The organism is Salegentibacter sp. 24 (assembly GCF_004362395.1).
Classification (GTDB): domain Bacteria; phylum Bacteroidota; class Bacteroidia; order Flavobacteriales; family Flavobacteriaceae; genus Salegentibacter.
Genome location: NZ_SNWE01000013.1, coordinates 18,539 through 39,710 on the forward strand (window position 1 = coordinate 18,539; position 21,172 = coordinate 39,710).

Below are 21,172 nucleotides of genomic sequence, written 5' to 3' on the forward strand. Positions count from 1 at the left end.
ATAAATAAAACAGTCTTTTATAAGAGTGGTATCCTGTTCCTTACACCTGCAACCTTGTTTGAAAAAGAAGGCTAAAAAAAAGCCAGACGGACCGAAGTTCCGCCTGGCATTTTAATGCTGATCTAGCTTTCTAATTAAGCAGCTTTTTTCATCACCACCGCATCAATCAAATGAACTATACCATTTGAAGCTTCAATATCAGTAGCGATAATTGTTGCCGTATTCCCGTTTTCATCTTTAAGTACTATATTCTCACCCTCCATCATAGCGGTAAGATCTACCCCTGCAAGGGTAGTGATAGTTGCTTCTCCATTTTCAGCGTCTTGAATCATCTGGCTCAAATCTGCGGCAGTGATCTCCTGATTTACCACGTGATACTTTAAAAGTTCCGCTAACTGATCCTTATTTTCACTCATCATCAATTCCTCCAGAGCTGCATCATCAACGGCATCAAATGCGCTATTGGTAGGCGCAAAAACAGTGAATGGGCCTTCATCTTCTGTAAAAGTAGCTGCCAGTTCTGCACTTTTCAATGCACTGACCAAAGTACTTAAAGAATCTGTTGCCATGGCCTTGGCGGCAATACTATTGGATTCCATTTCCATACGTTCTTTTTCGGCTTCCATTTCAGCCTGGCGCTGGGCTTCTGCCTGTTCCATTTCAGCTTTTTCTTCTTCCTTTTTTTTGGTGTCTTCACACGAGGTTAGACTGAAAGCAAAAACTGCCAGGAGTACCCATAAAAATCTAGTTTTCATAATTTAGTTATTAGTAGTTTAAGCCAACTAATTTAGTCTGTAAACTTTACATAAACAGTGGTTTAGGATTAAATTTTAGTTAAATTATGCAAACCTAATGCTAATGTAGTTCTGGATTTTTCCAAACGTTTATTTATTGCTATTTTTGCAGTAGTATTCTTCGATATTTTTCGGGAATATCTTTGTAATAAAAACCTTGCTTTGAAGAATGAGGTTTTAGAAAAATTTTAGCTATGGAATTATTATTGATTACCATTTTACTTCTAGGACTGGCATTTGCCGGAATAGCCATTAAAATATGGGGCAAAAAAGACGGCAAGTTCGCAGGAACCTGCGCCAGCCAAAGTCCGTTTTTAAATAAAGAGGGCGAAGCCTGTAGCTTCTGTGGAAAAATGCCCGATGAAATGGCTGACTGCTCTGGAGAAAAGAAGGCTAATTAGATCAAATGGCAACACTTCTACTGGGGTTTTTCTTACTGTTTTCTTTAATAATCCTGGCCTTCTACCTGGCATTTTTTGCCTTTGCAGGCGATAAAAGCAGGAATCCTGGCCCTGTAAACATACCGGTTTCGGTAATTGTTTGTGCAAAGAACGAAGCCGAAAACCTTAAAAACTTCCTGCCTCTTATCCTTGACCAGGAATATCCTGATTTTGAATTAATTATAATCAATGATGCCTCAGTAGATACCACCTTGGAGGTAATAGAAGCTTTCCAAGCCCTTGATGGCCGTATAAGCCTTGTGGATGTTAAGAATAATGAGGCCTTTTGGGCAAACAAAAAATATGCCCTTACCCTTGGAATAAAAAAAGCCAGACACCCGTATTTAATTTTTACAGATGCGGATTGCGCTCCCCAGAGTCGGTTCTGGATCAGACATATGGCTGCCGGATTTCACCAAGAGAAAAGTATTGTTTTGGGTTACGGTGGTTATTTTAAAAATAGTAGATCTCTTCTGAATAAACTCATAAGGTTTGAAACCCTGCTCACTGCAATTCAATATTTTTCCTATGCAAAATTAGGAAATCCTTACATGGGCGTGGGAAGAAACCTTGCCTACACCTCAAAACAATTTTATGATCAAAAAGGCTTTGCAGAGCATTTACACCTTCGTTCGGGCGACGATGATCTCTTTGTAAATCAGGGCGGAAACAAAGTAAATACCTTTATTTGTTATCATCCCCAGGCAAGTACCAGAAGTATCCCGAAGAAAGACTTAAAATCCTGGTTTCATCAGAAAAGAAGACATGCATCAGTAGCCGGGTTTTATAAAACAAAAGACAAGATTTTACTGAGCCTGTTTTATGCTTCCCGATTTTTTTTCTGGATCTTACTGGCAGCGCTACTAATGCTCCAGTTCCAGTGGCAATTGGTGCTAAGTATTACAGGACTTGTTTTATTAGTGCAGGCAGTGGTATATGCTAAATCAGCGCAAAAACTTCAGGAGACCGATGTGGTTTGGTTATTTCCGTTTTTAGAGGTATTTTTAATCTTTACCCAATTTGGCATATTTATAGCAAATAGTCTTTCAAAACCCAGACATTGGAAATAGATCAGAAATTGCTACTTACCAAGATTAAAGCTGCCAAAACCGGGAGTCAGTCCGCTTTTAATTATTTGCTTGACACCTTTTGGGATAGTGTTTACGGATTCCAGATTAAAAAAACCGGAAATGCTTATGAATCCGAAGATATTACCATTCAAACTTTTTCAAAAGCTTTTAAAAGGATTGAAACTTTTGATGAAGATTATTCATTTAGCACCTGGCTAATTGCCATTTCAAAGAATATCCACGTAGATATGCTGCGCAAACAAAAATCATCTATCAGGTCCCAAACCACTTCAGACCAGAATGATAGGGTTTATCGCATTGCCGATGAAACTCCTACCATAGAGGATAAATTAATCAGCGAACAGCATTTGGCGCAATTGCTTACCGATATTAAACAATTGAAGCCCCATTACCAGGAAGTGATTAACCTTAGGTATTTCCAGGAAAAATCTTATAAAGAAATTGCCGAAAGTTTGGATGAACCCATAAATAATGTAAAAGTAAAGTTACTGAGGGCCAAAAAACTACTCGCTAAAATTATTGAAGATCGAAAATCAATGTAAGTTTTGGTCGACTTAACGTTCTAATTTATGCAGTTCATCAGATTATTGTATCTTTGAAAACTAGATTTTCACTATGAGTATAGACACTATAAGCCCCGTAAAAGAAAAGCCAAAAGCCAAACCTAAATGGCTAAGGGTAAAACTTCCAACAGGAAAAAAATACACCGAACTTCGTAGCCTGGTTGACAAATATGATTTGCATACCATCTGTACTTCTGGTAGTTGTCCAAATATGGGTGAATGCTGGAGCGAAGGTACTGCTACCTTTATGATATTAGGAAATGTATGTACTCGTTCCTGCGGATTTTGTGGTGTAAAAACCGGTCGTCCAGAAACCGTTGATTGGGACGAACCTGAAAAAGTAGCCCGTTCTATTAAAATTATGGGCATTAAACATGCGGTAGTAACCAGTGTGGATCGCGATGATCTAAAAGATATGGGCTCTATAATCTGGGCAGAAACTGTAAAGGCCATCCGCAGAATGAATCCGGAAACTACCCTGGAGACCCTTATTCCGGATTTTCAGGGAAATGAACGAAACATTGACCGGATCGTAGAGGTAATGCCCGAGGTGGTATCGCACAATATGGAAACCGTCAAGAGGTTGACTCGTGAAGTAAGAATTCAGGCGAAGTACGATCGTAGTTTAGAGGTGTTACGCTACTTAAAGGAACAGGGAATTAAAAGAACTAAATCCGGCATTATGCTCGGCCTTGGCGAACAGGAGGATGAAGTTATCCAAACCCTGCATGATCTGAGAAGTGTCGATGTAGATGTGGTAACTATTGGACAATACCTCCAACCCAGTAAAAAACACTTACCAGTAAAGCAGTTTATCACCCCCGATCAGTTTAAGAAATATGAGGCCATTGGTCTTGATCTTGGATTTCGGCACGTAGAAAGCAGCGCCCTGGTTCGTTCTTCTTATAAGGCTCACAAACATATCGACTAAGATCTTCCTGAATCAACATCAATGGACAAGAGCATCAATATAGCCATAAACGGTTTTGGCCGTATTGGACGAAGCCTCTTTAGGCTTTTAATCGAAAACAAAAGGATAAAGGTCGTTGCCATCAACGACCTGGCCGATGCTAAAACCCTTTCCCATCTATTAAAATACGATAGTATTCACGGGGTTTCACCAGCTGAGATTTCTTCTCAAGGGAATACTATTATTGTAAACGGCAATGCCATCCCATTATTAAACGCTGCACATCCAAAAGATGTTGACTGGAGCAGTTACCAGGTGGATACCGTAGTAGAAGCAACCGGAAAATTTAAAACATCAGAAGATCTTGAGTTCCACCTTAACAGCGGGGCAAAAAAGGTAATATTAACCGTTCCACCGGAAGATGAGAATATTAAAATGGTGGTTCTTGGGGTCAATGAACATATTTTGAACGGCAGTGAGAGAATAGTTTCCAACGCGAGTTGCACTACCAATAATGCTGCTCCAATGCTTAAGCTTATTCATGAAAATTTTAAGGTAGCGCAAGCTTATATTACCACGATACATTCTTACACCTCAGACCAAAGTTTACACGACAAACCTCATCGTGACTTAAGAAGAAGCCGGGCTGCGGCGCAATCAATAATTCCTACCACAACTGGTGCAGCAAAGGCCCTGACCGGTATTTTCCCCGATATTAGTAATGTCATTGGGGGCTGTGGAATTAGGGTTCCCGTACCAAATGGTTCGCTTACTGATATGACTTTAAACGTGCACAAAGAAACCAGTATTGAGGTGATTAATGCGCTTTTTAAACAAGCCTCAGAAACTTCCCTGAAAGGGATTCTTAGTTATACCGAAGACCCTATCGTATCTATAGATATCAATAACAACCCACATTCCTGTATTTTTGACGCGCAAATGACTTCGGTAATCAGCGGGAAATTGATTAAAATTATTGGCTGGTATGATAATGAGATCGGGTATTCAAGTCGTCTCATCGATTTAATTTCAATGGTTAATGATAAATAACTATATTTATCAAGATTAAGCGTTTAGCTGAATTTCCTGAATGAAGAACTTTACTTTTATACTACTATTCGCATTTTGGGGCAATCTATGCTATTCATTACCGCAGGATGAAACCCAAGACTATCAGATAGCCAATGAAAGAATTCAGCAGTTAATCAACGATGCCGAAGTTTCGGTAAATATGCTTGATTTCGATAACGCTATTGAACAGTTAAATTCTTCTTTAGCCCTTTCAAAATCAATTGATGACAAGCATTTTATCGCCTTATCCAGCAGTATCCTCGCTAAGCTATATTATTTACGGCACGAATACGACAAGGCCATAACAGAATTAAACCGGGCAATTTCCATACAAAGAGAAATTAATGATGAAGAAGGTCTGGCCTATAGCTATGTGAATTTTGCAAAAATCTTTATCGCTCAAAAGGATAAAACCAGGGCCAATCGATATTTGAGTCTTGCTGAAGAATTATATTCCAAATTGGGTAATGAAGAATTTCTGGGTATCGTTGCTTTAAACCGTGCCATTATCATCCTGAATACTGAAGGAGAGCCTGGTCAATCCCTGAACCTGCTAAAGCAGGCCAAAACTCAACTAGAGGATTCCGATAAATTATACGAAGTCTCCCGGCTCTATTATTACCTGGCCAGGGCTTATATCAGCCTTGAAAACTATGAGCTTGCCCAGGAGTATTGTCAAAAAGTTTTAGAAATTGCAAAGGCCGAAAATTTCGGGGGAATGGTGATGAGCACTCATAAATTATTAAGCAAGATTTATGAAGAAAAGGAAGACTACAAAACCTCCTTAGCCTACCTGGAAAAAAGCTATTCCAGAAAGGATTCTATAATTGCCATGAATAAAGAAGTATTGGCGGACCAGGCCAATGCGAAATACGGGGTTGATGCATTACAAAGCAGCTTAAATGAACTAAGCCTTCAAAATGCGGAGCAGGAAAGAAATCTTAAAGTCAATAAGCTTACCACTATTTTAAGTGTAGCTCTTATCACGATACTTTCCCTTCTCACCCTTTCCCTATATAAAAACAATAATTTACGTGCGCGGGCCAATGAATTGTTGCAAAAGAAAAACACCGAGCTAACCAAAGCCAAGGAGAATGCTGAAAAAGCTTCCCTGGCCAAGGCCCAGTTTCTCTCTACTATCACCCACGAGTTAAGAACACCTTTGTATGCAGTTACCGGTCTTACACATTTATTGCTGGAAGAAAGTCCTACCGAAAACCAGAAGGAACATCTTAATTCCCTGAAGTTTTCTGGAGAGTATTTACTTTCCTTGATTAACAATATTTTAGATCTCAATAAACTTGAAGCTAACAAAGTGGAAATTATGGAAGCTTCATTTGATCTTAAAAAACGAATTTCGGATGTGCTGGTTGCCCTTAAAAATTCGGCTGACGATAAAAATATCAAGATTCATTTTAATTATGATGATTCCATACCTCAGGAATTAAAAGGGGACCCGCTTAAAATCTCCCAGATTCTCATCAATCTTATAGGGAATTCTATAAAATTTACAGAAGATGGGGATATATGGATCGATGTATCTAAAAACAGCCGGGACGGTAACAACGTACTATTGGATTTCGAAATTAAAGATAACGGCGAAGGAATTACCAAAGAAAAGCAAAAGGCTATTTTTGAAAATTTCACCCAGGGTTCTACACAAATTAACCGAAAATTCGGAGGCACAGGATTAGGCCTTTCCATTGTCAAAAACCTGCTCACTTTACTGGGCAGTGAAATTAAGCTGGAGAGCGAACTGGGTAAAGGATCTTCCTTTGCATTTCAGCTCAAATTTGAAGCAAAAGAGACCGACAATAAGCTTGAAAACAGTCCTGAAGTTCCAGAAGAACCCGCTAAAATTAAACTTGAAGGCAAGCATATACTTATTGTAGAAGACAATAAAATTAACCAGATGATTACCCGTAAGATTCTGGAAAAACACCAGGTGATTTGTGAAGTTGCAGATAATGGTACTATTGCCATAGAGAAGACCAAGGAAAAGGAATACGATCTTATTCTTATGGATATTCATATGCCCGGAATCAGTGGTATTGAAGCTACTAAGGAGATCAGAAAATTCAATTCGGCGATCCCTATCATCGCCCTAACGGCCGTAACCTTAGATGAAGACCTGGATGAATTCTTTTTAAATGGCTTCAGTGAAATTATTCCTAAACCCTATAAAACTGAGGAATTTTTCCTTAAAATCAACCGGCAGTTAGCCCTAAAAGAAAGTACGGTTTAGTCCTTGGCACAGCCTTTGTAAACGATACGTTAATTGAATTATATATCGAATAAAAACATCATATATAGTTTGAATTAGCCAAAATAAAAATGGGGTGTGAATGCACCTCATTTTTTGTTTACAAACTTTAAAATTTCTCTTTTAAATTCTGCTTCTTTATTTAAAAATGCTGTTTTGACCGGCAAATAAAACAAGGCTTTAGCCTCCATTCTTTTGTGAAGGCGTACATAATCTTTTTCTGTGGTCAGCAAAAAAGGTTCCTTTTCTAATTCCAGAATCTCGGCTTCACTGAAATTGTGATGATCTTTAAAGGCGAGATGTTTAAAGTCAAAATCTTTCTCCTTTAAATAATTCAGAAGCGGTTTTGGATTTGCAATTCCGGTAACCAAAGTAAATTTATCATTCTTCAGACTTTCCAATGTCATCTTAGTATCTGCTGAGATTATTTCTTCCCCATAGGCGATAAAACTAAAATAAAGCTTTTGATAATTCTGTAATTTGAGTTTCCGGCGGATTATTTCCATTTCCCGGGAGGTGAGTGCAGAAGGACATTTGGTAACCACAATTATTTTGGCCCGCTCTGCTCCCACTGTGGGTTCGCGCAGGTATCCCGTAGGCAACATAAAATCATTTACAAATAGATCTCCATAAGCAGTAAGTAAAATATCGAGCCCGGCCTTTACCTTTCTGTGTTGAAAGGCATCATCCAGTAACATTATTTCCGTATTCTCTTTGAGAAGTTTCTCAATTCCATTTTGCCTATCAGCGTCTACAGCAACAATTGCCTCCCGAAATTTTCTTTTAAACTGAAGCGGCTCATCCCCTACTTCCCCGGCAGTTTCAGTTCCTTCTAATAATTTAAAACCCCTGGTGCTCCGCTTATATCCCCGGCTTAGCGTAGCCACTTTAAAATCAGGCAGTAAAAATTCCAGTAAATATTCTATCATTGGGGATTTTCCGGTTCCCCCTGTATTAAGATTTCCTACACCAATTATGGGAAGGTCATAAGATTTGGAGCTTAAGGCCCCGGAGTTATAAAGCCAATTCCTGCTCCAGGTGATAAAGCCATATAATAAAGCAAAAGGAAATAGCATTTTTCGTAAAATCTTCATATAAGGCAGGCTATAATAATTATATTTGAGGTTGTACTCAGTGACCACTAACACGAAATTAGTAAAAAGCAACCTGCCAGGTCTATAAAATCCGAAAAACAAGATGCTTGTAAAAGAAGTTATTGAAATTATTGAAAAATTAGCGCCACCTGCCTATGCAGAAGATTTTGACAACACAGGCCTTTTGGTGGGAGATAAAAATGCTCAAGTAAAGGCTGCTCTAATCACCTTAGATACCTTAGAGAGCGTAGTGGATGAAGCCATTGAAAAAAATTGCAATCTTATTATTAGCTTTCATCCCATTATTTTTTCAGGCTTAAAGAAACTTACCGGGAACGATTACGTGGAACAAACCGTGATAAAGGCCATTAAAAATGATATCGCTATTTATGCCATTCACACCGCTCTTGACAACCAGTTTAAAGGTGTGAACGATATGATTTGTGAAATGGTAGGACTTAAAAAGCGACAGATATTAATTCCACGCAAAGACAGTATTAGGAAACTAACCACTTTTGTTCCCCACAGGCAGGCAGCAGCAGTTAGAAAAGCACTTTTTGATGCCGGTGGGGGCAGTATCGGGAATTATGACCACTGTAGTTTTAACTTACAGGGAGAAGGTAGCTTTAAACCTAATGAACACGCCAAGCCTGTTATTGGGGAACGCGGGGAAGTGCATCTTGAGAAAGAAACCCAAATCGGGCTTATTTATCCCGAGCATATTGAAAAATCACTTCTTAAGGCACTTTTTAGCACTCATCCTTATGAAGAAGTAGCCTATGAAATAAGTGTTTTAGAAAATGAAAACCAACATTTGGGAATGGGAATGATCGGGGAATTAGAGACCCCAGAAGAGCCAATAAGCTTTTTAAAACGAATCAAAAAAATCTTCCATTGCGGATGTATAAGGCATTCTGAGTTGAATAAAAATACTATAAAAAGGGTTGCAGTGCTCGGTGGTAGCGGTAGTTTCGCCATAAACCAGGCAAAGGCGGCAGGCGCAGATATTTATCTTACGGCCGACCTGAAATATCACGACTTTTATAAAGCAGATCATAACTTCATTTTGGCCGATATAGGTCACTATGAAAGCGAGCAATACACAAAAGATTTATTACATTCTTATCTTACAAAAAAAATTAGTAATTTTGCACTTATTTTAGGAGAGACAAACACCAATCCAATCAAGTATATATAACTATGGCAAAAAAGAACGATGTTACTGTAGAAGACAAATTAAGAGCGTTGTACGACCTTCAACTGGTTGATTCCAGAATTGACGAAATAAGGAACGTACGCGGTGAACTTCCCCTGGAAGTGGAAGATTTGGAGGATGAAGTAGCCGGATTGAGCAAGCGTTTGGAAAAAATGGATGCCGATATTGAGGTAATCGAAAATGATATTAAGAGCAAGAAAAATCTTATTGATGAGTCGAAAGTGACCATGAAGAAGTATGCTGAGCAACAAAAAAACGTGCGAAACAATCGCGAATTTAATGCACTTAGCAAGGAGGTTGAATTCCAGGAATTGGAAATAGAGCTTGCCGAGAAACATATCAAGGAATACCGGGCTCAAATTGAGCAGAAAAAAGAGGTTATTGAGCAAACCAGAGAACGTCTTGATGAAAGGAAAAAACACCTGGAACATAAAAAAAGCGAACTTAACGAGATTCTTGCTGAAACTGAAAAAGAAGAACAGGCATTAATCAAAAAGTCTGAAGAATTCGAAAAAAATATCGAAGATCGCCTTGTAAATGCTTATAAAAGAATCAGAACCAACGTTAAAAACGGACTTGCTATTGTACCCGTGGAACGTGGTGCTTCTGGAGGCTCTTATTTTACCATCCCGCCTCAGGTAATTATGGAAATTGCGGGTAGGAAGAAAATCATCACCGATGAACATAGTGGAAGAATACTGGTTGACGAAGAACTTGCTAAAGAAGAGCAGGAAAAAATGCAGAATCTTTTCGCTAAAGTTTAATTAGCATAAAATCTTATCACTAAAAAAGCCTTCAAAATTGAAGGCTTTTTTGCTTATAAAATTGTTGGGATATCTCTAAAGCGATTCCTCTCTTTTAATTATGGCATTCCAGGGAGCAGGATTCAATTCCGGTAAACCACCCTTTTCCATTATTAAGGGCTACTGTAGGAACTCCATTGGTCGCAGCACAAACTTCCATGGCGGCCCTGCAATCATTTACCAGCTCCTGCTGGGAAACTTCAATCATCGCACCTATTAAGTTAGAGGGCTCTGGCAATAGGGGTTCCCCGTGCCATTTATTTGTTGAGGCAGTCTCATTGCCGGGTTTGTAAGATACTGAAGATAAAGTCTGACCACTGCTCAGTGCTACATCGAAGCTCAAGAAACCATTTTTTAATTCTTCAAAATTTGAAAATATCATATGCTCACCAGTTTCGGGATTTGTTATGGTAAGTCCTTCAATAGCGTGTTTATTTGTTCCCGTGGTCTGATACGATATTTCATTGACAAACTTGAAATTGAAATCTCTTCTATCCTCCAGGAATTTAGTAGTTTCTCCAGTTTTCTGAAATATATAGGTAGCCGATTCCAGCTTTAGTACACCATTATGATCCTGAGCAAGCTCCTTTTCCAGTGCTTTGGCATCATCTGTTGTTTCCTGTGTTTCTTTGCTACAGGAATGAAGGCTAATTGTTAGCAGGAATATGCCGGTAAGTAATTTTAATTTATTTTTCATATTGATTTGGTTGGATTTATTAAACTTTTAAATTTTAAAACACAAGATCACTCTTGGTTACTTTTTTATGTCGATCTGTATTTTAGCAGTATCGACTTTGGGGGGGTTAGTCTTTGCTCACAAATTATCAAGTTTTTTAATTAAACTTCCTTTGAAATGTTTCTAATAAAACAAATACAAACATCCAGGATTTAATTTTATGTAAATCTATAAAATATTGTTAAATCAAAGGAATATTGTTTCATTATTATTCAAATCAATAATAATTGCAATTCGTTGAAAAATCTGATAATTTATCAGTTGTTTCATCCGGAGGCAATATTGATTAACAAGCTTTTCACACTTTTAAGCCAATTAAGAGCTACCTTTATCCTACCAACCAATCCCCGATATTATGAAATTTTACACCATCATACTCAGCCTGATATTAGTATTGGTTTCATGTAAAGACGATGATAAAAACCAGGAAACCAGTAATGATTTTCAAACCGAACAGGATAAAAATTATGAGCATTCTCAGGCCAGTGGTCAGGAGTCCGGTTCAAAGGGAACCTCTGTCCCTGAGAAAGAAAAAACATGGAACGCCCCGGATAAAAACCAAGGCAGTAACACCCAATCTGCTGAGGGTATTGATATGGGAACTATCTATGTTAAAACAGATCAAAACGATGCGAACTGCAGTTGTTATTGCATAGCCTTAGCTAAAGGTACAAATACTGAATTATGTCTTTCAGAAAACGAAATGTATATAAACGCGAGATATTCAAAATCCGGAAATCTGGTAAATTTCTATTACATAAACCCATCTAATAAGAACACCAATGAAGAGCTCCCATGGAAAGATTTCGACACCAATATTCCTATAGCTGTGTTAACTCCGGATGAAAATGGAGTGATGAATTTAGATTGGAAAGGATTTTCCATCAATGGCGAGCTCGCGGTAGATTATGCGCTTTATGGCAAAAAAACACTTGAAGGAACTTATAAAAAACAATAATCCAATGAAACGATTTTTCTTACCCACTTTTATATTCTTATTGATTTCCTGCGGGAATAACGCCCAGCAAAAAACAGCAACCAAGCCCGAAATAGCCAACGCCGCACCCATTGAGGTCGAGGCGGAAAATGGATATGAAAAGGCCTATTTTGCCAGCGGTTGTTTTTGGTGCGTCGAGGCTATCTATGAGAGCATAGAAGGCGTTAAAGAAGTAATTTCAGGCTACTCAGGGGGGCATACCAAAAACCCCACTTATCAATCCAGCAATACAGGAACAACAGGGCACGCGGAAGCTGTGGAAGTTATTTATAACCCGGATGTTGTGAGTTTCAAAACGCTGGTAGAAGTTTATTTTGGTTCCCAAGATCCTACCCAGGTCAATGGCCAGGGCCCGGATATTGGTTCACAATATCGTTCCCTTATTTTTTATCAAAATAACAAACAAAAGGAGCTTATAAATGAGGTTAAAAAAGAGGTCGCTAAAAATTACAAAGAACCTATAGCTGCTGAAATATTACCTTTTCAGAAATTCTGGAAAGCTGAAGATTACCACCAAAATTATGAAAGGAATAACCCAAACAATCCTTATATCCAACAGGTCTCTATTCCTCGTTTAAACCGTTTTAAAGAAAAATTCCCCGAAATTCTTAAAGAGGAATCGCATTAACTGCGGGTAAAAATCATGACTAATATTTTTAAATTATACCTATTCGGCTTTATTTAATTAGGCCGAATATGTATTTTTAACGCGAGAATTCCCGGGTGTTAAATCCTCCATAATTTACCACCGCATTTCCAATTTCACTTAGTGAGTAAGAGCACAAAACACCATGAGCATCACCATAGAAAATATTCTCTTAATTGGCTCTCTTTTGTTGTTTATAAGTATCCTTGCCGGGAAAACCTCTTACCGGTTTGGCGTACCGACCCTGGTGCTTTTCCTAGCCGTTGGTATTCTTTCAGGTTCAGAAGGTATAGGAGGAATTTATTTTAACGATCCCCAACTCGCCCAATTTATTGGCATCGTCTCTTTGAATTTTATCTTATTTTCCGGGGGGCTTGACACCAGTTGGAAAACCATAAAACCAGTGATGTGGCAGGGGATTTCTCTTTCCATCCTTGGGGTATTATTCACCGCAGTGAGTGTTGGTGTTTTTGTTTGGTATATCACCGATTTTACGATATATGAAGGTTTACTGCTGGGGGCAATTGTTTCTTCTACCGATGCTGCAGCGGTATTTTCTATTCTTCGATCTAAGAACCTGGCACTAAAATCAAATTTACGACCGACCCTGGAACTCGAAAGTGGTAGTAACGATCCTATGGCTTACTTTTTGACTATTGCCTTTTTAGGTTTGGTAGTGAATCAGGATCAAAGTCTTTACAGCATTATCCCTTTCTTTCTACAGCAAATTCTCATTGGTGCCGCTCTGGGATTTATTTTCGGAAAATTAAGCCGTCTGGTCATCAATAGAATTCGCCTGGATTTCGAAGGTTTATATCCGGTACTGGCCATCGCCTTAATGTTTATCGTATTTTCCGCCACTGATGTCCTTGGCGGAAATGGATTTCTAGCTGTCTACCTAAGTGGTGTTTATCTAGGAAACCACAATATTATTCACAAAAAGACCATTATGCGAATGTTTGATGGTCTTGCCTGGTTAATGCAAATAGTTTTGTTCCTTACTTTGGGTTTACTGGTTTACCCTTCGCATATCGTCCCCGTGATTGGGGTGGGAATCTTTATTTCCGCTTTTCTGATATTTATCGCAAGGCCCCTGGGTGTATTTTTAAGTTTAATTTTCTTTAAAATGAAGATGCGCAGACGCTGGTATATTTCCTGGGTGGGACTTCGAGGGGCCGTGCCAATTGTATTTGCAACCTATCCCCTGCTTGCCGGGATCGAGAAGGCAGATATGATTTTCAATATTGTATTTTTTGTATCCTTATCCTCAGTGCTCATTCAGGGCACTACCCTATCTGTTGTTGCAAAATGGTTACACGTGGCCTTACCGATGCAAGCCAAGCAAAAATCACCTGTAGATGCTTTTATGGCCGACGGGGCCAAATCTTTTTTAAGAGAAATAAATATTCCGGAACATAACCATTCGGTAGGAAAGAGAATTGTCCAATTAGAATTTCCAAAGAAGGCAATTATTGCCATGATCTCCCGGGATGACCAGTTTATCACGCCCAATGGAAATACGGTTATTGAAGCAGATGATATGCTTGTAGTTTTAACCGAAGATCATAAAACAATGGTGGGTGTTTACGAAAGTCTGAATATTGAATCGGAATTTGAAGAAAACTTAAACTGAAAACACAGGTTTATCATCCAGCAGTTTTAGAATTTTATTCTCAATTTCAATAGAATTCCATTTTTCTTCAATCCCTGGCACTTCCATTACCTGATCCATAATTTTTCGCTGATAATCTCCAATGGCCAGCGCCTCTGCATAAGGTTTATCAGAAAAAGTAACCCTTGAGTACAAAGGCACCCAGGTCTCGGGATGCTTATCAGAGAACCAGTTTTCTATTTTCTTTCGCAGTAGGAAATCAGGATCTGCGGTTTTACTGCTCATTTCCTTGAAATTCCGATAACTAAGTTCCGCAATGGCATCAGTATTGGGTTTACGGGCATTTTGATACTCTTCAAAAATACGTTCCCAATGGTCTCCGTGCTTTTTCATTTTCTGGCTTAACACCAAAATATCTTCAAAACCAGCATTCATTCCCTGCCCATAAAAAGGCACAATGGCATGCGCGGAATCACCAACTAAAGTTACTTTTTCCCAGTAAGACCAGGGAAAACATTTAATGGTGACCATACTACTGGTAGGGTTTTTAAAGAAATCCCTTTTCAGGTTCTCTATTTCATGATTGATATCAGGGAAATGTTTTTGAAAAAAAGCATCCGCATCGGTTTCGGTTTTGATGCTTTCAAAAGAATTTTCACCTTCAAATGGCATAAATAAAGTGCAGGTAAAACTACCGTCTAAATTGGGCATTGCAATGAGCATAAATTCACCTCGAGGCCAAATATGAAAGGAGGCATTATCCATTTTATGGCTGCCATCCTCATTTGGTGCAATACTTAATTCTTTATAACCGACATTGATAAAATGCTGCGAATAATTGAACCGACTTTGCCTTTGCATTTTATGGCGAACCCGGGAAAAAGCCCCGTCGGCTCCAAAAATAAGATCAAACTGGTATTCCTTCCACTGTCCTTTTTCACTTTCCCCGGTATATAACTTGGCTTCGGTCATATCTATATCCCAGACTTTTTCTTCAAACCTAAATTTAGCACCGGCTTCTTCGGCAAGGGTGATCATTTTCCGGTTTAAGACACCACGGGAAATTGAATAGATGGCTTCCTCTTTCTTTCCGTATTTTTGGTAATAAAGTGGTTTGTGGTAAAGATGCATGGCTCTTTTATCCAAGGGAAGCGCCAGTTTCTTAATTTCATCTTCTATACCAACAGCCCTTAAGGATTTCCAGCCTCGATTAGACATGGCTAGATTTATAGAACGTCCAGAAAACGCTACTTTCCTGACATCTTTCCTTCGGTCAAAAACCTCCACCTTGTGACCTGCTTTTCTAAGATAAATAGCGAGTAAAGATCCAACCAACCCTGAGCCAACGATGGCAATTTTTTTTGGTGTTTGCATAAAGTGCCTGCTGTGCATCCCTGAGAAAATATAAAAATCTACTTAAAGAGGATGCGAATTCATGTTACGAAAATACTTATTTCTACTGACTTTAGGCATTCCTGGAAGGTTTAAGAAAAATCTATTTACCATTTAATTAACAGCAGTTCGAATATGCTTTCTTTAAATTTAATTGAAAACTAGCTGTAAGCGAGTCTTCCGGCTAAATCAATTGAAAAAGAATTTAAAACAACTCTTGAATATTTCAAACCTCACCTAGAGCATAAAAACAACAAGAATTATGAAGGAAGATCAAGCTTTATTGAAATCAGTTCACATCGGGGACCTAGAATTAAAAAACCGGGTCATTATGGCTCCAATGACACGAAATCGAGCCGATAATAAAGATAATGCTCCCACAGAATTACACGTGGAATATTACGGGCAACGTGCTAGTGCCGGACTTATAATTTCCGAGGGATCGCAAATTTCCAAAGCAGCGGTTGGTTATATAAATACGCCTGGAATTTATAGTGAATCTCAGATTAAAGGCTGGGAAAAAGTAACTAAAGCAGTCCATGAAAATGAAGGTAAAATGTTCCTTCAGTTGTGGCATTGCGGCCGGATTTCCCACCCTAAGTTTCACCAGGGAGCTAAACCATTAGCACCAAGTGCGGTCAATCCTAATACCCAGGCCTACACCCCGGATGGTTTTGAGGATACGGTGGAACCAGAAGCTATGAGTATCGCGGATATAAAACAAACCGTTCAGGATTTTAAACACGCTGCAGAAAATGCTAAAAATGCAGGTTTTGATGGAGTAGAAATACACGGCTCAAATGGATATTTAATTCACCAGTTTTTCAATAAAAATGCCAATATAAGAACAGACGATTATGGTGGAAATATTCAAAATCGAGCCCGCTTCTTCTTTGAAATACTAGAAGCCATCAGCGAAGTGTGGCCAGAAAATCGTATTGGAGTAAGATTAAATCCTTCCCTGCATAATGCTTTTGGTATTAAGGCGTCTGAAGAAACAATTCCCACCTTCGATCATATCATTGAAAAATTAAACGCGTATGATCTGGCCTATTTACATCTCTCGGAACCCTTTACCGATATAAGTGAAATAGCTTATCTGGAACCAAATATCGCTCAACATTACCGTCCTATTTATAAGGGAAAACTAATGATCAATGCGGGCTTTGATAAGGAGTCGGGCAACAAGGTTCTAGAACAGGGAAATGCCGATATGGTTTCTTATGCGAAGCTTTTTATTTCCAATCCCGATCTACCGGAACGTTTTGCTAAGAATGCCCCCATCGCAGCGTGGGATGAAGATACTTTCTACACAGCAGGCCCGAAAGGCTACACCGATTATCCGAAATTTGATGCTTAAGGCTAACTTGAAATATTCATAATTTTAGATTAAATGTCCTTAAAATCGGGTTAATTCCAAGCGCACTTAGCAGGCAAATAATTAGTTTTATTGAGAACCCTAAAAATCAAAAAAAATGGATGAGTCGAAAATTGAACAAATGAGGTCTACCCTTAATAAGCTGGAAGATATAAAAAACAGCCAGGAAAGTATTATCGATAAGATCAATCATGTGATAACCGATTTGTTTCAGCACCCCGACAAAGAGTTGGAAAAGGCTATGAATGCCGCCCATCAAAAATCTTCAGACAATGTGGACCAGGTTCGGGAAGCCATGGAGGAATATGAAATGAGAATCAATAAACTGGAAAACCAGGGCTAATCAAATTATAAAGAAAAGCTAATGATTACCTGCTAAAGGTGACTAAAACTTAAATTTGTCAGGAAGCGGCATTTTTAGTTTGGTCACCTTTTTTAATATAACACTCCTATGCAACATATTACCTCAGAGCAAATCGCGGCTATGGAAAAACTATACCGCTTAAATCTAATAAATAGTGTCACCGGATATAAATCCGCCAATCTCATTGCTACCAGATCTGATGAAAAAGGAGCTAATGTGGCTGTGTTTAGTTCGGTCACCCATCTAGGAAGCAACCCGGCCTTGTTAGGTTTTATCACCCGCCCTACTCAAGAGGTCCCCAGAAACACCTACAAAAACATTAAAGAAAGTAACTATTTTACCGTCAACCATATCCAAAAAGATATGATTGAAAGCGCGCACCGGACAGCCGCTAAATACGAAGAGGAGGTTTCTGAATTTCAGAAAACCGGTCTTGAAGAAGAATATCTGGACAGTTTTTATGCGCCGTATGTAAAGCAGTCCACTGTGAAGTTAGGCTGTAAGTTTGTCAATGAATATTTCATAAAAGAAAACAATACCGTCCTGGTAATTGGCGCAATAGAGCATATTTATTATGATGAAAGCATACAGGCCCCAGATGGCTGGTTACGCCTTGACGACTCCGAAACAGTTGCTATAAATGGTTTGGATGCTTATGCCCTACCCAGTCTATTGGATCGTTTTCATTATGCCCGGCCCGATGAGGAAATAAAATCCTTCTTTAATCAAAAGGATTGATATAAAGATCATAAGAAAGCCGATTTGTGCGAAAAAACATGCCCTTAAAAGCCTGACAACAAGCAAAAAAAATGGAATGAAAATCGGGAGGTAACAATTGATTGCCGTGAAAAATAAAGATGCATTAAAAGATGAAAACAGGATTAGTTTGGTTTCAGAACAATTTACGTTGCGAAGATAATTTACCCCTAGCAAAAGCGTGTAAGGAAAATGACCGGGTAATTGCTATTTACTTTTTTGATCCCCGCCAGTTTGCCATGACCGAATTCGGATTCCCCAGGACGGGAAAATTTCGGGCAAAATTTTTAATGGAAAGCATCGCAGAATTAAAGCAACAGCTTTGCAGTCTAAATATTCCATTATTTATTTATCACCAAAAACCAGAAGATAGCTTCCCTGAATTCCTTCAGCAATTTGCTGTCAGCTGCGTTTATCTCCAGCAGGAATGGACCAGCGAGGAACAGGTGCTCCTGGCCAGGTTAAAAGGAAAGCTCCCGAAAGGCATAAGATTAAAAACCTATTTTGATCAATTTCTATTTCATCCCCAGGATATTCCGTATGCTAATTTCAGTGAGATACCGGAGGTTTTTACCAGTTTCAGAAAAAAATGTGAAGCTAAAATTTCAGTTAGAAAATGCACCCCGGTCTCTGAACCTTTAAAAAAAGAAAACTTCCATTTAAAAAATGAGACTGAAATTCCTGATTTCAGACAATTAGGTTTTCAAGAATTTCAGCAAGATCCAAGAAGCGCTTTTCCATTTAAAGGTGGGGAGAAACAGGCAAAAAAAAGAATCAACCACTATTTCTGGAAAACCCAGAAGCTTACAAAATATAAACAAACCCGTAATGGGCTCCTTGGAGAAGACTACAGTTCGAAACTTTCTCCCTGGCTGGCCAACGGTAGCATTTCAGCCAGACAAATTTACTGGGAGGTACAAAAATTTGAAAAAGAGATTATTCAGAACAAGGATACCTACTGGCTTATTTTTGAGCTCATCTGGCGCGATTACTTTAAATATATTTCTCTAAAACACGGAAATAGCATCTTCAGAATCGAGGGAATTCTCGATATGGATTTACCTTGGGATAACAACAAGGACACCCAGCAACAGTGGATTTCTGGACAATCCAGGGAGCCTTTTGTAAACGCCAATATGAAAGAAATAGCCGCCACTGGTTTTATGAGTAATCGCGGTCGGCAAAATGTGGCAAGCTACTGGGCTAAAGAGTTAAAACAGGACTGGCGCTTTGGGGCGGCATATTTTGAAAGCCTACTCATTGATTATGACGTGCACAGCAATTGGGGAAACTGGATGTATAACAGCGGAGTCGGCAACGATCCAAGGGATAGAAAATTCAATATTAAACGCCAGGCGGAACGTTATGATCCGGAGCAGAAATTCCAAAATTTATGGCTGGGCAAGTAAAAACCTTAAGGCTTATTTTGGGGGACCAGCTCAATTATCAACACAGTTGGTTTAAGCAGGAGCAAAAAAACCTGCTTTACGTTTTTATGGAAATGCGACAGGAAACCGATTATGTCCTCCATCATATTCAGAAAATAGTCGGCTTTTTCAGATCGATGCGAAATTTTGCTGAATACTTAAGAAAACGTGAGCACGAGGTGATTTATTTAAAGATCAACGACCTGAGGAATCAGCAGATTTTATCAAAAAACCTGTCATGGCTAATTTCCGAGTATAAAATTGAGAAATTTGAATACCAGCTTCCTGATGAATTCCGTCTGGACAAGCAGCTAAAGGATTTCTGCAAAGGATTATCTATAGTCTCTGAAGCTTACGATACCGAACACTTTTTCACTTCAAGAGAAGATCTTGCCAAATTCTATGAAGGAAAAAAGCAGATGACCATGGAATACTTTTACCGGGAGATGCGCAAAAAACATGAAATACTCCTGGTAAATGAGAAAGACCCTGAAGGCGGAAAATGGAATTTCGATAAAACTAACCGTAAGAAATGGATGGGCAAACCGGAAATTCCACACGAGCGTGGATTTAGAAAAGATATTTCAGAAACACTACAGGAGATAAGGAAAGCAGAAATTAAAAGTTTCGGAAACATTGATGCTGGAAAATACAACTGGCCAACCAGCCGGGAAGATTCACTATCGGTTCTAAACTATTTCTGTAAAAATCTGCTTGTTCATTTTGGCGATTTTCAGGATGCCATGCATATTTCGGAAGCTTATTTATTTCATTCCCGCTTATCGTTTGCCTTAAATACCAAAATGCTCAGCCCTAAAGAGGTTATCGATTCAGTAATTGGTCACTGGAGAGAAAACCAGGACCAGATTGATATCTCCCAGGTTGAAGGTTTTGTAAGACAAATTCTTGGTTGGCGAGAATATATGCGCGGAATTTACTGGAAAGAAATGCCGGGGTATAAACAAGCAAACAAACTTTCAAACCAGAATAAATTACCGGAATTCTACTGGAATGCCAATACCAAAATGAACTGCTTAAAGCATAGCATTAAACAAAGCCTGGACAATGCGTATGCACATCATATTCAGCGTTTAATGATCACCGGAAACTATGCGCTTCTCACCCAAACCCATCCCGATGAGGTTGACGCCTGGTACCTGGGAATTTATATTGACGCCATAGAATGGGTAGAAATCACAAATACCCGGGGAATGAGCCAGTTTGCTGATGGAGGCCTGGTAGCGACCAAACCTTACGTTTCCAGCGGGGCCTATATCAATAAAATGAGCAATTACTGCAAGGGGTGTGTATATGATGTGAAGAAAAAGACGGGGGAGAATTCCTGCCCGTTTAATAGTTTATACTGGAATTTTTTAAATACCAAACGAGAATATTTTCAAAATAACCGCCGGATGGCAATGATGCTAAAAATGTTGGATAAAAAATCCAACCAGGAATTATCTAAAATAAAAGAAAGAGACCACTCTATAATTAGCAATCCACAAAATTTTTAACATTCAAGTTAAACACTAGTTAAAAGATATCCTTTCAAATCACTTATTCTATAAATTCGTTTAATAATTGAAATTTCATTATTGATAATTATAGATTACTATAAA

20 protein-coding genes are annotated in these 21,172 nt (G+C 38.7%); 16 read left to right on the forward strand and 4 right to left on the reverse strand.

Features of this window, described 5'->3' with window-relative positions; genetic code table 11:
• Window positions 1–134 precede the first annotated feature (134 nt).
• Window positions 135–755, reverse strand: a complete 621-nt coding sequence (locus tag DET49_RS10505) for a fasciclin domain-containing protein (RefSeq protein WP_133548063.1) — start codon at window positions 753–755, stop codon at window positions 135–137.
• A gap of 233 nt (window positions 756–988) precedes the next feature.
• On the opposite strand from DET49_RS10505, the gene DET49_RS10510 reads away from it, so the two are divergent.
• From DET49_RS10510 to DET49_RS10535, 6 genes are all read left to right on the forward strand, one after another.
• Complete coding sequence (locus DET49_RS10510) at window positions 989–1,195, forward strand: membrane or secreted protein (RefSeq protein WP_133548064.1); 207 nt, start codon at window positions 989–991, stop codon at window positions 1,193–1,195.
• A 5-nt stretch (window positions 1,196–1,200) separates the two neighbouring features.
• Window positions 1,201–2,304, forward strand: a complete 1,104-nt coding sequence (locus tag DET49_RS10515; protein WP_133548065.1) for a glycosyltransferase — start codon at window positions 1,201–1,203, stop codon at window positions 2,302–2,304.
• Window positions 2,295–2,867 (forward strand): RNA polymerase sigma factor, encoded by a 573-nt coding sequence (locus DET49_RS10520; protein ID WP_133548066.1) that lies wholly within the window; start codon window positions 2,295–2,297, stop codon window positions 2,865–2,867. The genes DET49_RS10515 and DET49_RS10520 overlap by 10 nt, the downstream gene beginning before the upstream one ends.
• A gap of 73 nt (window positions 2,868–2,940) precedes the next feature.
• Window positions 2,941–3,819, forward strand: coding sequence for a lipoyl synthase (lipA, locus tag DET49_RS10525; RefSeq protein ID WP_133548067.1), 879 nt, complete (start codon window positions 2,941–2,943; stop codon window positions 3,817–3,819).
• Between the two features lie 21 nt (window positions 3,820–3,840).
• Window positions 3,841–4,848, forward strand: coding sequence for a type I glyceraldehyde-3-phosphate dehydrogenase (gene gap / locus DET49_RS10530; RefSeq protein ID WP_133548068.1), 1,008 nt, complete (start codon window positions 3,841–3,843; stop codon window positions 4,846–4,848).
• 40 nt (window positions 4,849–4,888) lie between these two features.
• Window positions 4,889–7,114, forward strand: coding sequence for an ATP-binding protein (locus DET49_RS10535; RefSeq protein WP_133548069.1), 2,226 nt, complete (start codon window positions 4,889–4,891; stop codon window positions 7,112–7,114).
• A 107-nt stretch (window positions 7,115–7,221) separates the two neighbouring features.
• On the opposite strand, the gene lpxK is transcribed toward DET49_RS10535, so the two are convergent.
• A complete protein-coding gene (gene lpxK, locus DET49_RS10540; protein ID WP_133548070.1) occupies window positions 7,222–8,226 on the reverse strand; it encodes a tetraacyldisaccharide 4'-kinase in 1,005 nt (334 codons plus the stop codon).
• A gap of 103 nt (window positions 8,227–8,329) precedes the next feature.
• Here lpxK and DET49_RS10545 point away from each other — a divergent pair, with 103 nt between their 5' ends.
• Entirely contained in the window at window positions 8,330–9,424 is a 1,095-nt protein-coding gene (locus tag DET49_RS10545) for a Nif3-like dinuclear metal center hexameric protein (protein ID WP_133548071.1), read from the forward strand.
• Window positions 9,425–9,426: 2 nt separating this feature from the next.
• A complete protein-coding gene (locus tag DET49_RS10550) occupies window positions 9,427–10,206 on the forward strand; it encodes a zinc ribbon domain-containing protein (protein WP_133548072.1) in 780 nt (259 codons plus the stop codon).
• 94 nt (window positions 10,207–10,300) lie between these two features.
• On the opposite strand, the gene DET49_RS10555 is transcribed toward DET49_RS10550, so the two are convergent.
• Window positions 10,301–10,942: a hypothetical protein gene (locus DET49_RS10555; RefSeq protein WP_133548073.1), complete on the reverse strand. Its 642-nt coding sequence runs from the start codon at window positions 10,940–10,942 to the stop codon at window positions 10,301–10,303.
• Between the two features lie 394 nt (window positions 10,943–11,336).
• Here DET49_RS10555 and DET49_RS10560 point away from each other — a divergent pair, with 394 nt between their 5' ends.
• The 3 genes from DET49_RS10560 (at window position 11,337) to DET49_RS10570 (ending at window position 14,257) form a co-directional block, all read left to right on the forward strand.
• Window positions 11,337–11,939, forward strand: a complete 603-nt coding sequence (locus tag DET49_RS10560) for a hypothetical protein (RefSeq protein ID WP_133548074.1) — start codon at window positions 11,337–11,339, stop codon at window positions 11,937–11,939.
• 4 nt (window positions 11,940–11,943) lie between these two features.
• Window positions 11,944–12,606, forward strand: coding sequence for a peptide-methionine (S)-S-oxide reductase MsrA (gene msrA, locus DET49_RS10565; RefSeq protein ID WP_133548075.1), 663 nt, complete (start codon window positions 11,944–11,946; stop codon window positions 12,604–12,606).
• Between the two features lie 163 nt (window positions 12,607–12,769).
• Window positions 12,770–14,257, forward strand: coding sequence for a potassium/proton antiporter (locus DET49_RS10570; protein ID WP_133548076.1), 1,488 nt, complete (start codon window positions 12,770–12,772; stop codon window positions 14,255–14,257).
• On the opposite strand, the gene DET49_RS10575 is transcribed toward DET49_RS10570, so the two are convergent.
• Complete coding sequence (locus DET49_RS10575) at window positions 14,249–15,610, reverse strand: FAD-dependent oxidoreductase (RefSeq protein WP_133548077.1); 1,362 nt, start codon at window positions 15,608–15,610, stop codon at window positions 14,249–14,251. The genes DET49_RS10570 and DET49_RS10575 overlap by 9 nt on opposite strands.
• 280 nt (window positions 15,611–15,890) lie before the next feature.
• Between DET49_RS10575 and DET49_RS10580 the strand changes: the two genes are divergently transcribed.
• From DET49_RS10580 to DET49_RS10600, 5 genes are all read left to right on the forward strand, one after another.
• Window positions 15,891–16,988, forward strand: coding sequence for an alkene reductase (locus tag DET49_RS10580; protein WP_133548078.1), 1,098 nt, complete (start codon window positions 15,891–15,893; stop codon window positions 16,986–16,988).
• A gap of 115 nt (window positions 16,989–17,103) precedes the next feature.
• Complete coding sequence (locus tag DET49_RS10585) at window positions 17,104–17,349, forward strand: hypothetical protein (RefSeq protein WP_133548079.1); 246 nt, start codon at window positions 17,104–17,106, stop codon at window positions 17,347–17,349.
• Between the two features lie 108 nt (window positions 17,350–17,457).
• A complete protein-coding gene (locus DET49_RS10590; RefSeq protein WP_133548080.1) occupies window positions 17,458–18,108 on the forward strand; it encodes a flavin reductase family protein in 651 nt (216 codons plus the stop codon).
• Between the two features lie 131 nt (window positions 18,109–18,239).
• A complete protein-coding gene (locus tag DET49_RS10595; RefSeq protein ID WP_133548081.1) occupies window positions 18,240–19,535 on the forward strand; it encodes a DASH family cryptochrome in 1,296 nt (431 codons plus the stop codon).
• A complete protein-coding gene (locus tag DET49_RS10600; RefSeq protein WP_133548082.1) occupies window positions 19,520–21,067 on the forward strand; it encodes a cryptochrome/photolyase family protein in 1,548 nt (515 codons plus the stop codon). The genes DET49_RS10595 and DET49_RS10600 overlap by 16 nt, the downstream gene beginning before the upstream one ends.
• Window positions 21,068–21,172 lie beyond the last annotated feature (105 nt).

Bases quoted from the DNA above. Each gene is read 5' to 3' on its own strand.
- DET49_RS10505 (WP_133548063.1), bottom strand. From the start codon at position 755: ATGAAAACTAGATTTTTATGGGTACTCCTGGCAGTTTTTGCTTTCAGT.
- DET49_RS10590 (WP_133548080.1), top strand. From the start codon at position 17,458: ATGCAACATATTACCTCAGAGCAAATCGCGGCTATGGAAAAACTATAC.
- msrA (WP_133548075.1), top strand. From the start codon at position 11,944: ATGAAACGATTTTTCTTACCCACTTTTATATTCTTATTGATTTCCTGC.
- DET49_RS10580 (WP_133548078.1), top strand. From the start codon at position 15,891: ATGAAGGAAGATCAAGCTTTATTGAAATCAGTTCACATCGGGGACCTA.
- DET49_RS10510 (WP_133548064.1), top strand. From the start codon at position 989: ATGGAATTATTATTGATTACCATTTTACTTCTAGGACTGGCATTTGCC.
- lpxK (WP_133548070.1), bottom strand. From the start codon at position 8,226: ATGAAGATTTTACGAAAAATGCTATTTCCTTTTGCTTTATTATATGGC.
- DET49_RS10585 (WP_133548079.1), top strand. From the start codon at position 17,104: ATGGATGAGTCGAAAATTGAACAAATGAGGTCTACCCTTAATAAGCTG.
- DET49_RS10515 (WP_133548065.1), top strand. From the start codon at position 1,201: ATGGCAACACTTCTACTGGGGTTTTTCTTACTGTTTTCTTTAATAATC.
- DET49_RS10535 (WP_133548069.1), top strand. From the start codon at position 4,889: ATGAAGAACTTTACTTTTATACTACTATTCGCATTTTGGGGCAATCTA.
- DET49_RS10555 (WP_133548073.1), bottom strand. From the start codon at position 10,942: ATGAAAAATAAATTAAAATTACTTACCGGCATATTCCTGCTAACAATT.
- DET49_RS10595 (WP_133548081.1), top strand. From the start codon at position 18,240: ATGAAAACAGGATTAGTTTGGTTTCAGAACAATTTACGTTGCGAAGAT.
- DET49_RS10575 (WP_133548077.1), bottom strand. From the start codon at position 15,610: ATGCAAACACCAAAAAAAATTGCCATCGTTGGCTCAGGGTTGGTTGGA.
- DET49_RS10550 (WP_133548072.1), top strand. From the start codon at position 9,427: ATGGCAAAAAAGAACGATGTTACTGTAGAAGACAAATTAAGAGCGTTG.
- DET49_RS10600 (WP_133548082.1), top strand. From the start codon at position 19,520: ATGGCTGGGCAAGTAAAAACCTTAAGGCTTATTTTGGGGGACCAGCTC.
- gap (WP_133548068.1), top strand. From the start codon at position 3,841: ATGGACAAGAGCATCAATATAGCCATAAACGGTTTTGGCCGTATTGGA.
- lipA (WP_133548067.1), top strand. From the start codon at position 2,941: ATGAGTATAGACACTATAAGCCCCGTAAAAGAAAAGCCAAAAGCCAAA.
- DET49_RS10560 (WP_133548074.1), top strand. From the start codon at position 11,337: ATGAAATTTTACACCATCATACTCAGCCTGATATTAGTATTGGTTTCA.
- DET49_RS10570 (WP_133548076.1), top strand. From the start codon at position 12,770: ATGAGCATCACCATAGAAAATATTCTCTTAATTGGCTCTCTTTTGTTG.
- DET49_RS10545 (WP_133548071.1), top strand. From the start codon at position 8,330: ATGCTTGTAAAAGAAGTTATTGAAATTATTGAAAAATTAGCGCCACCT.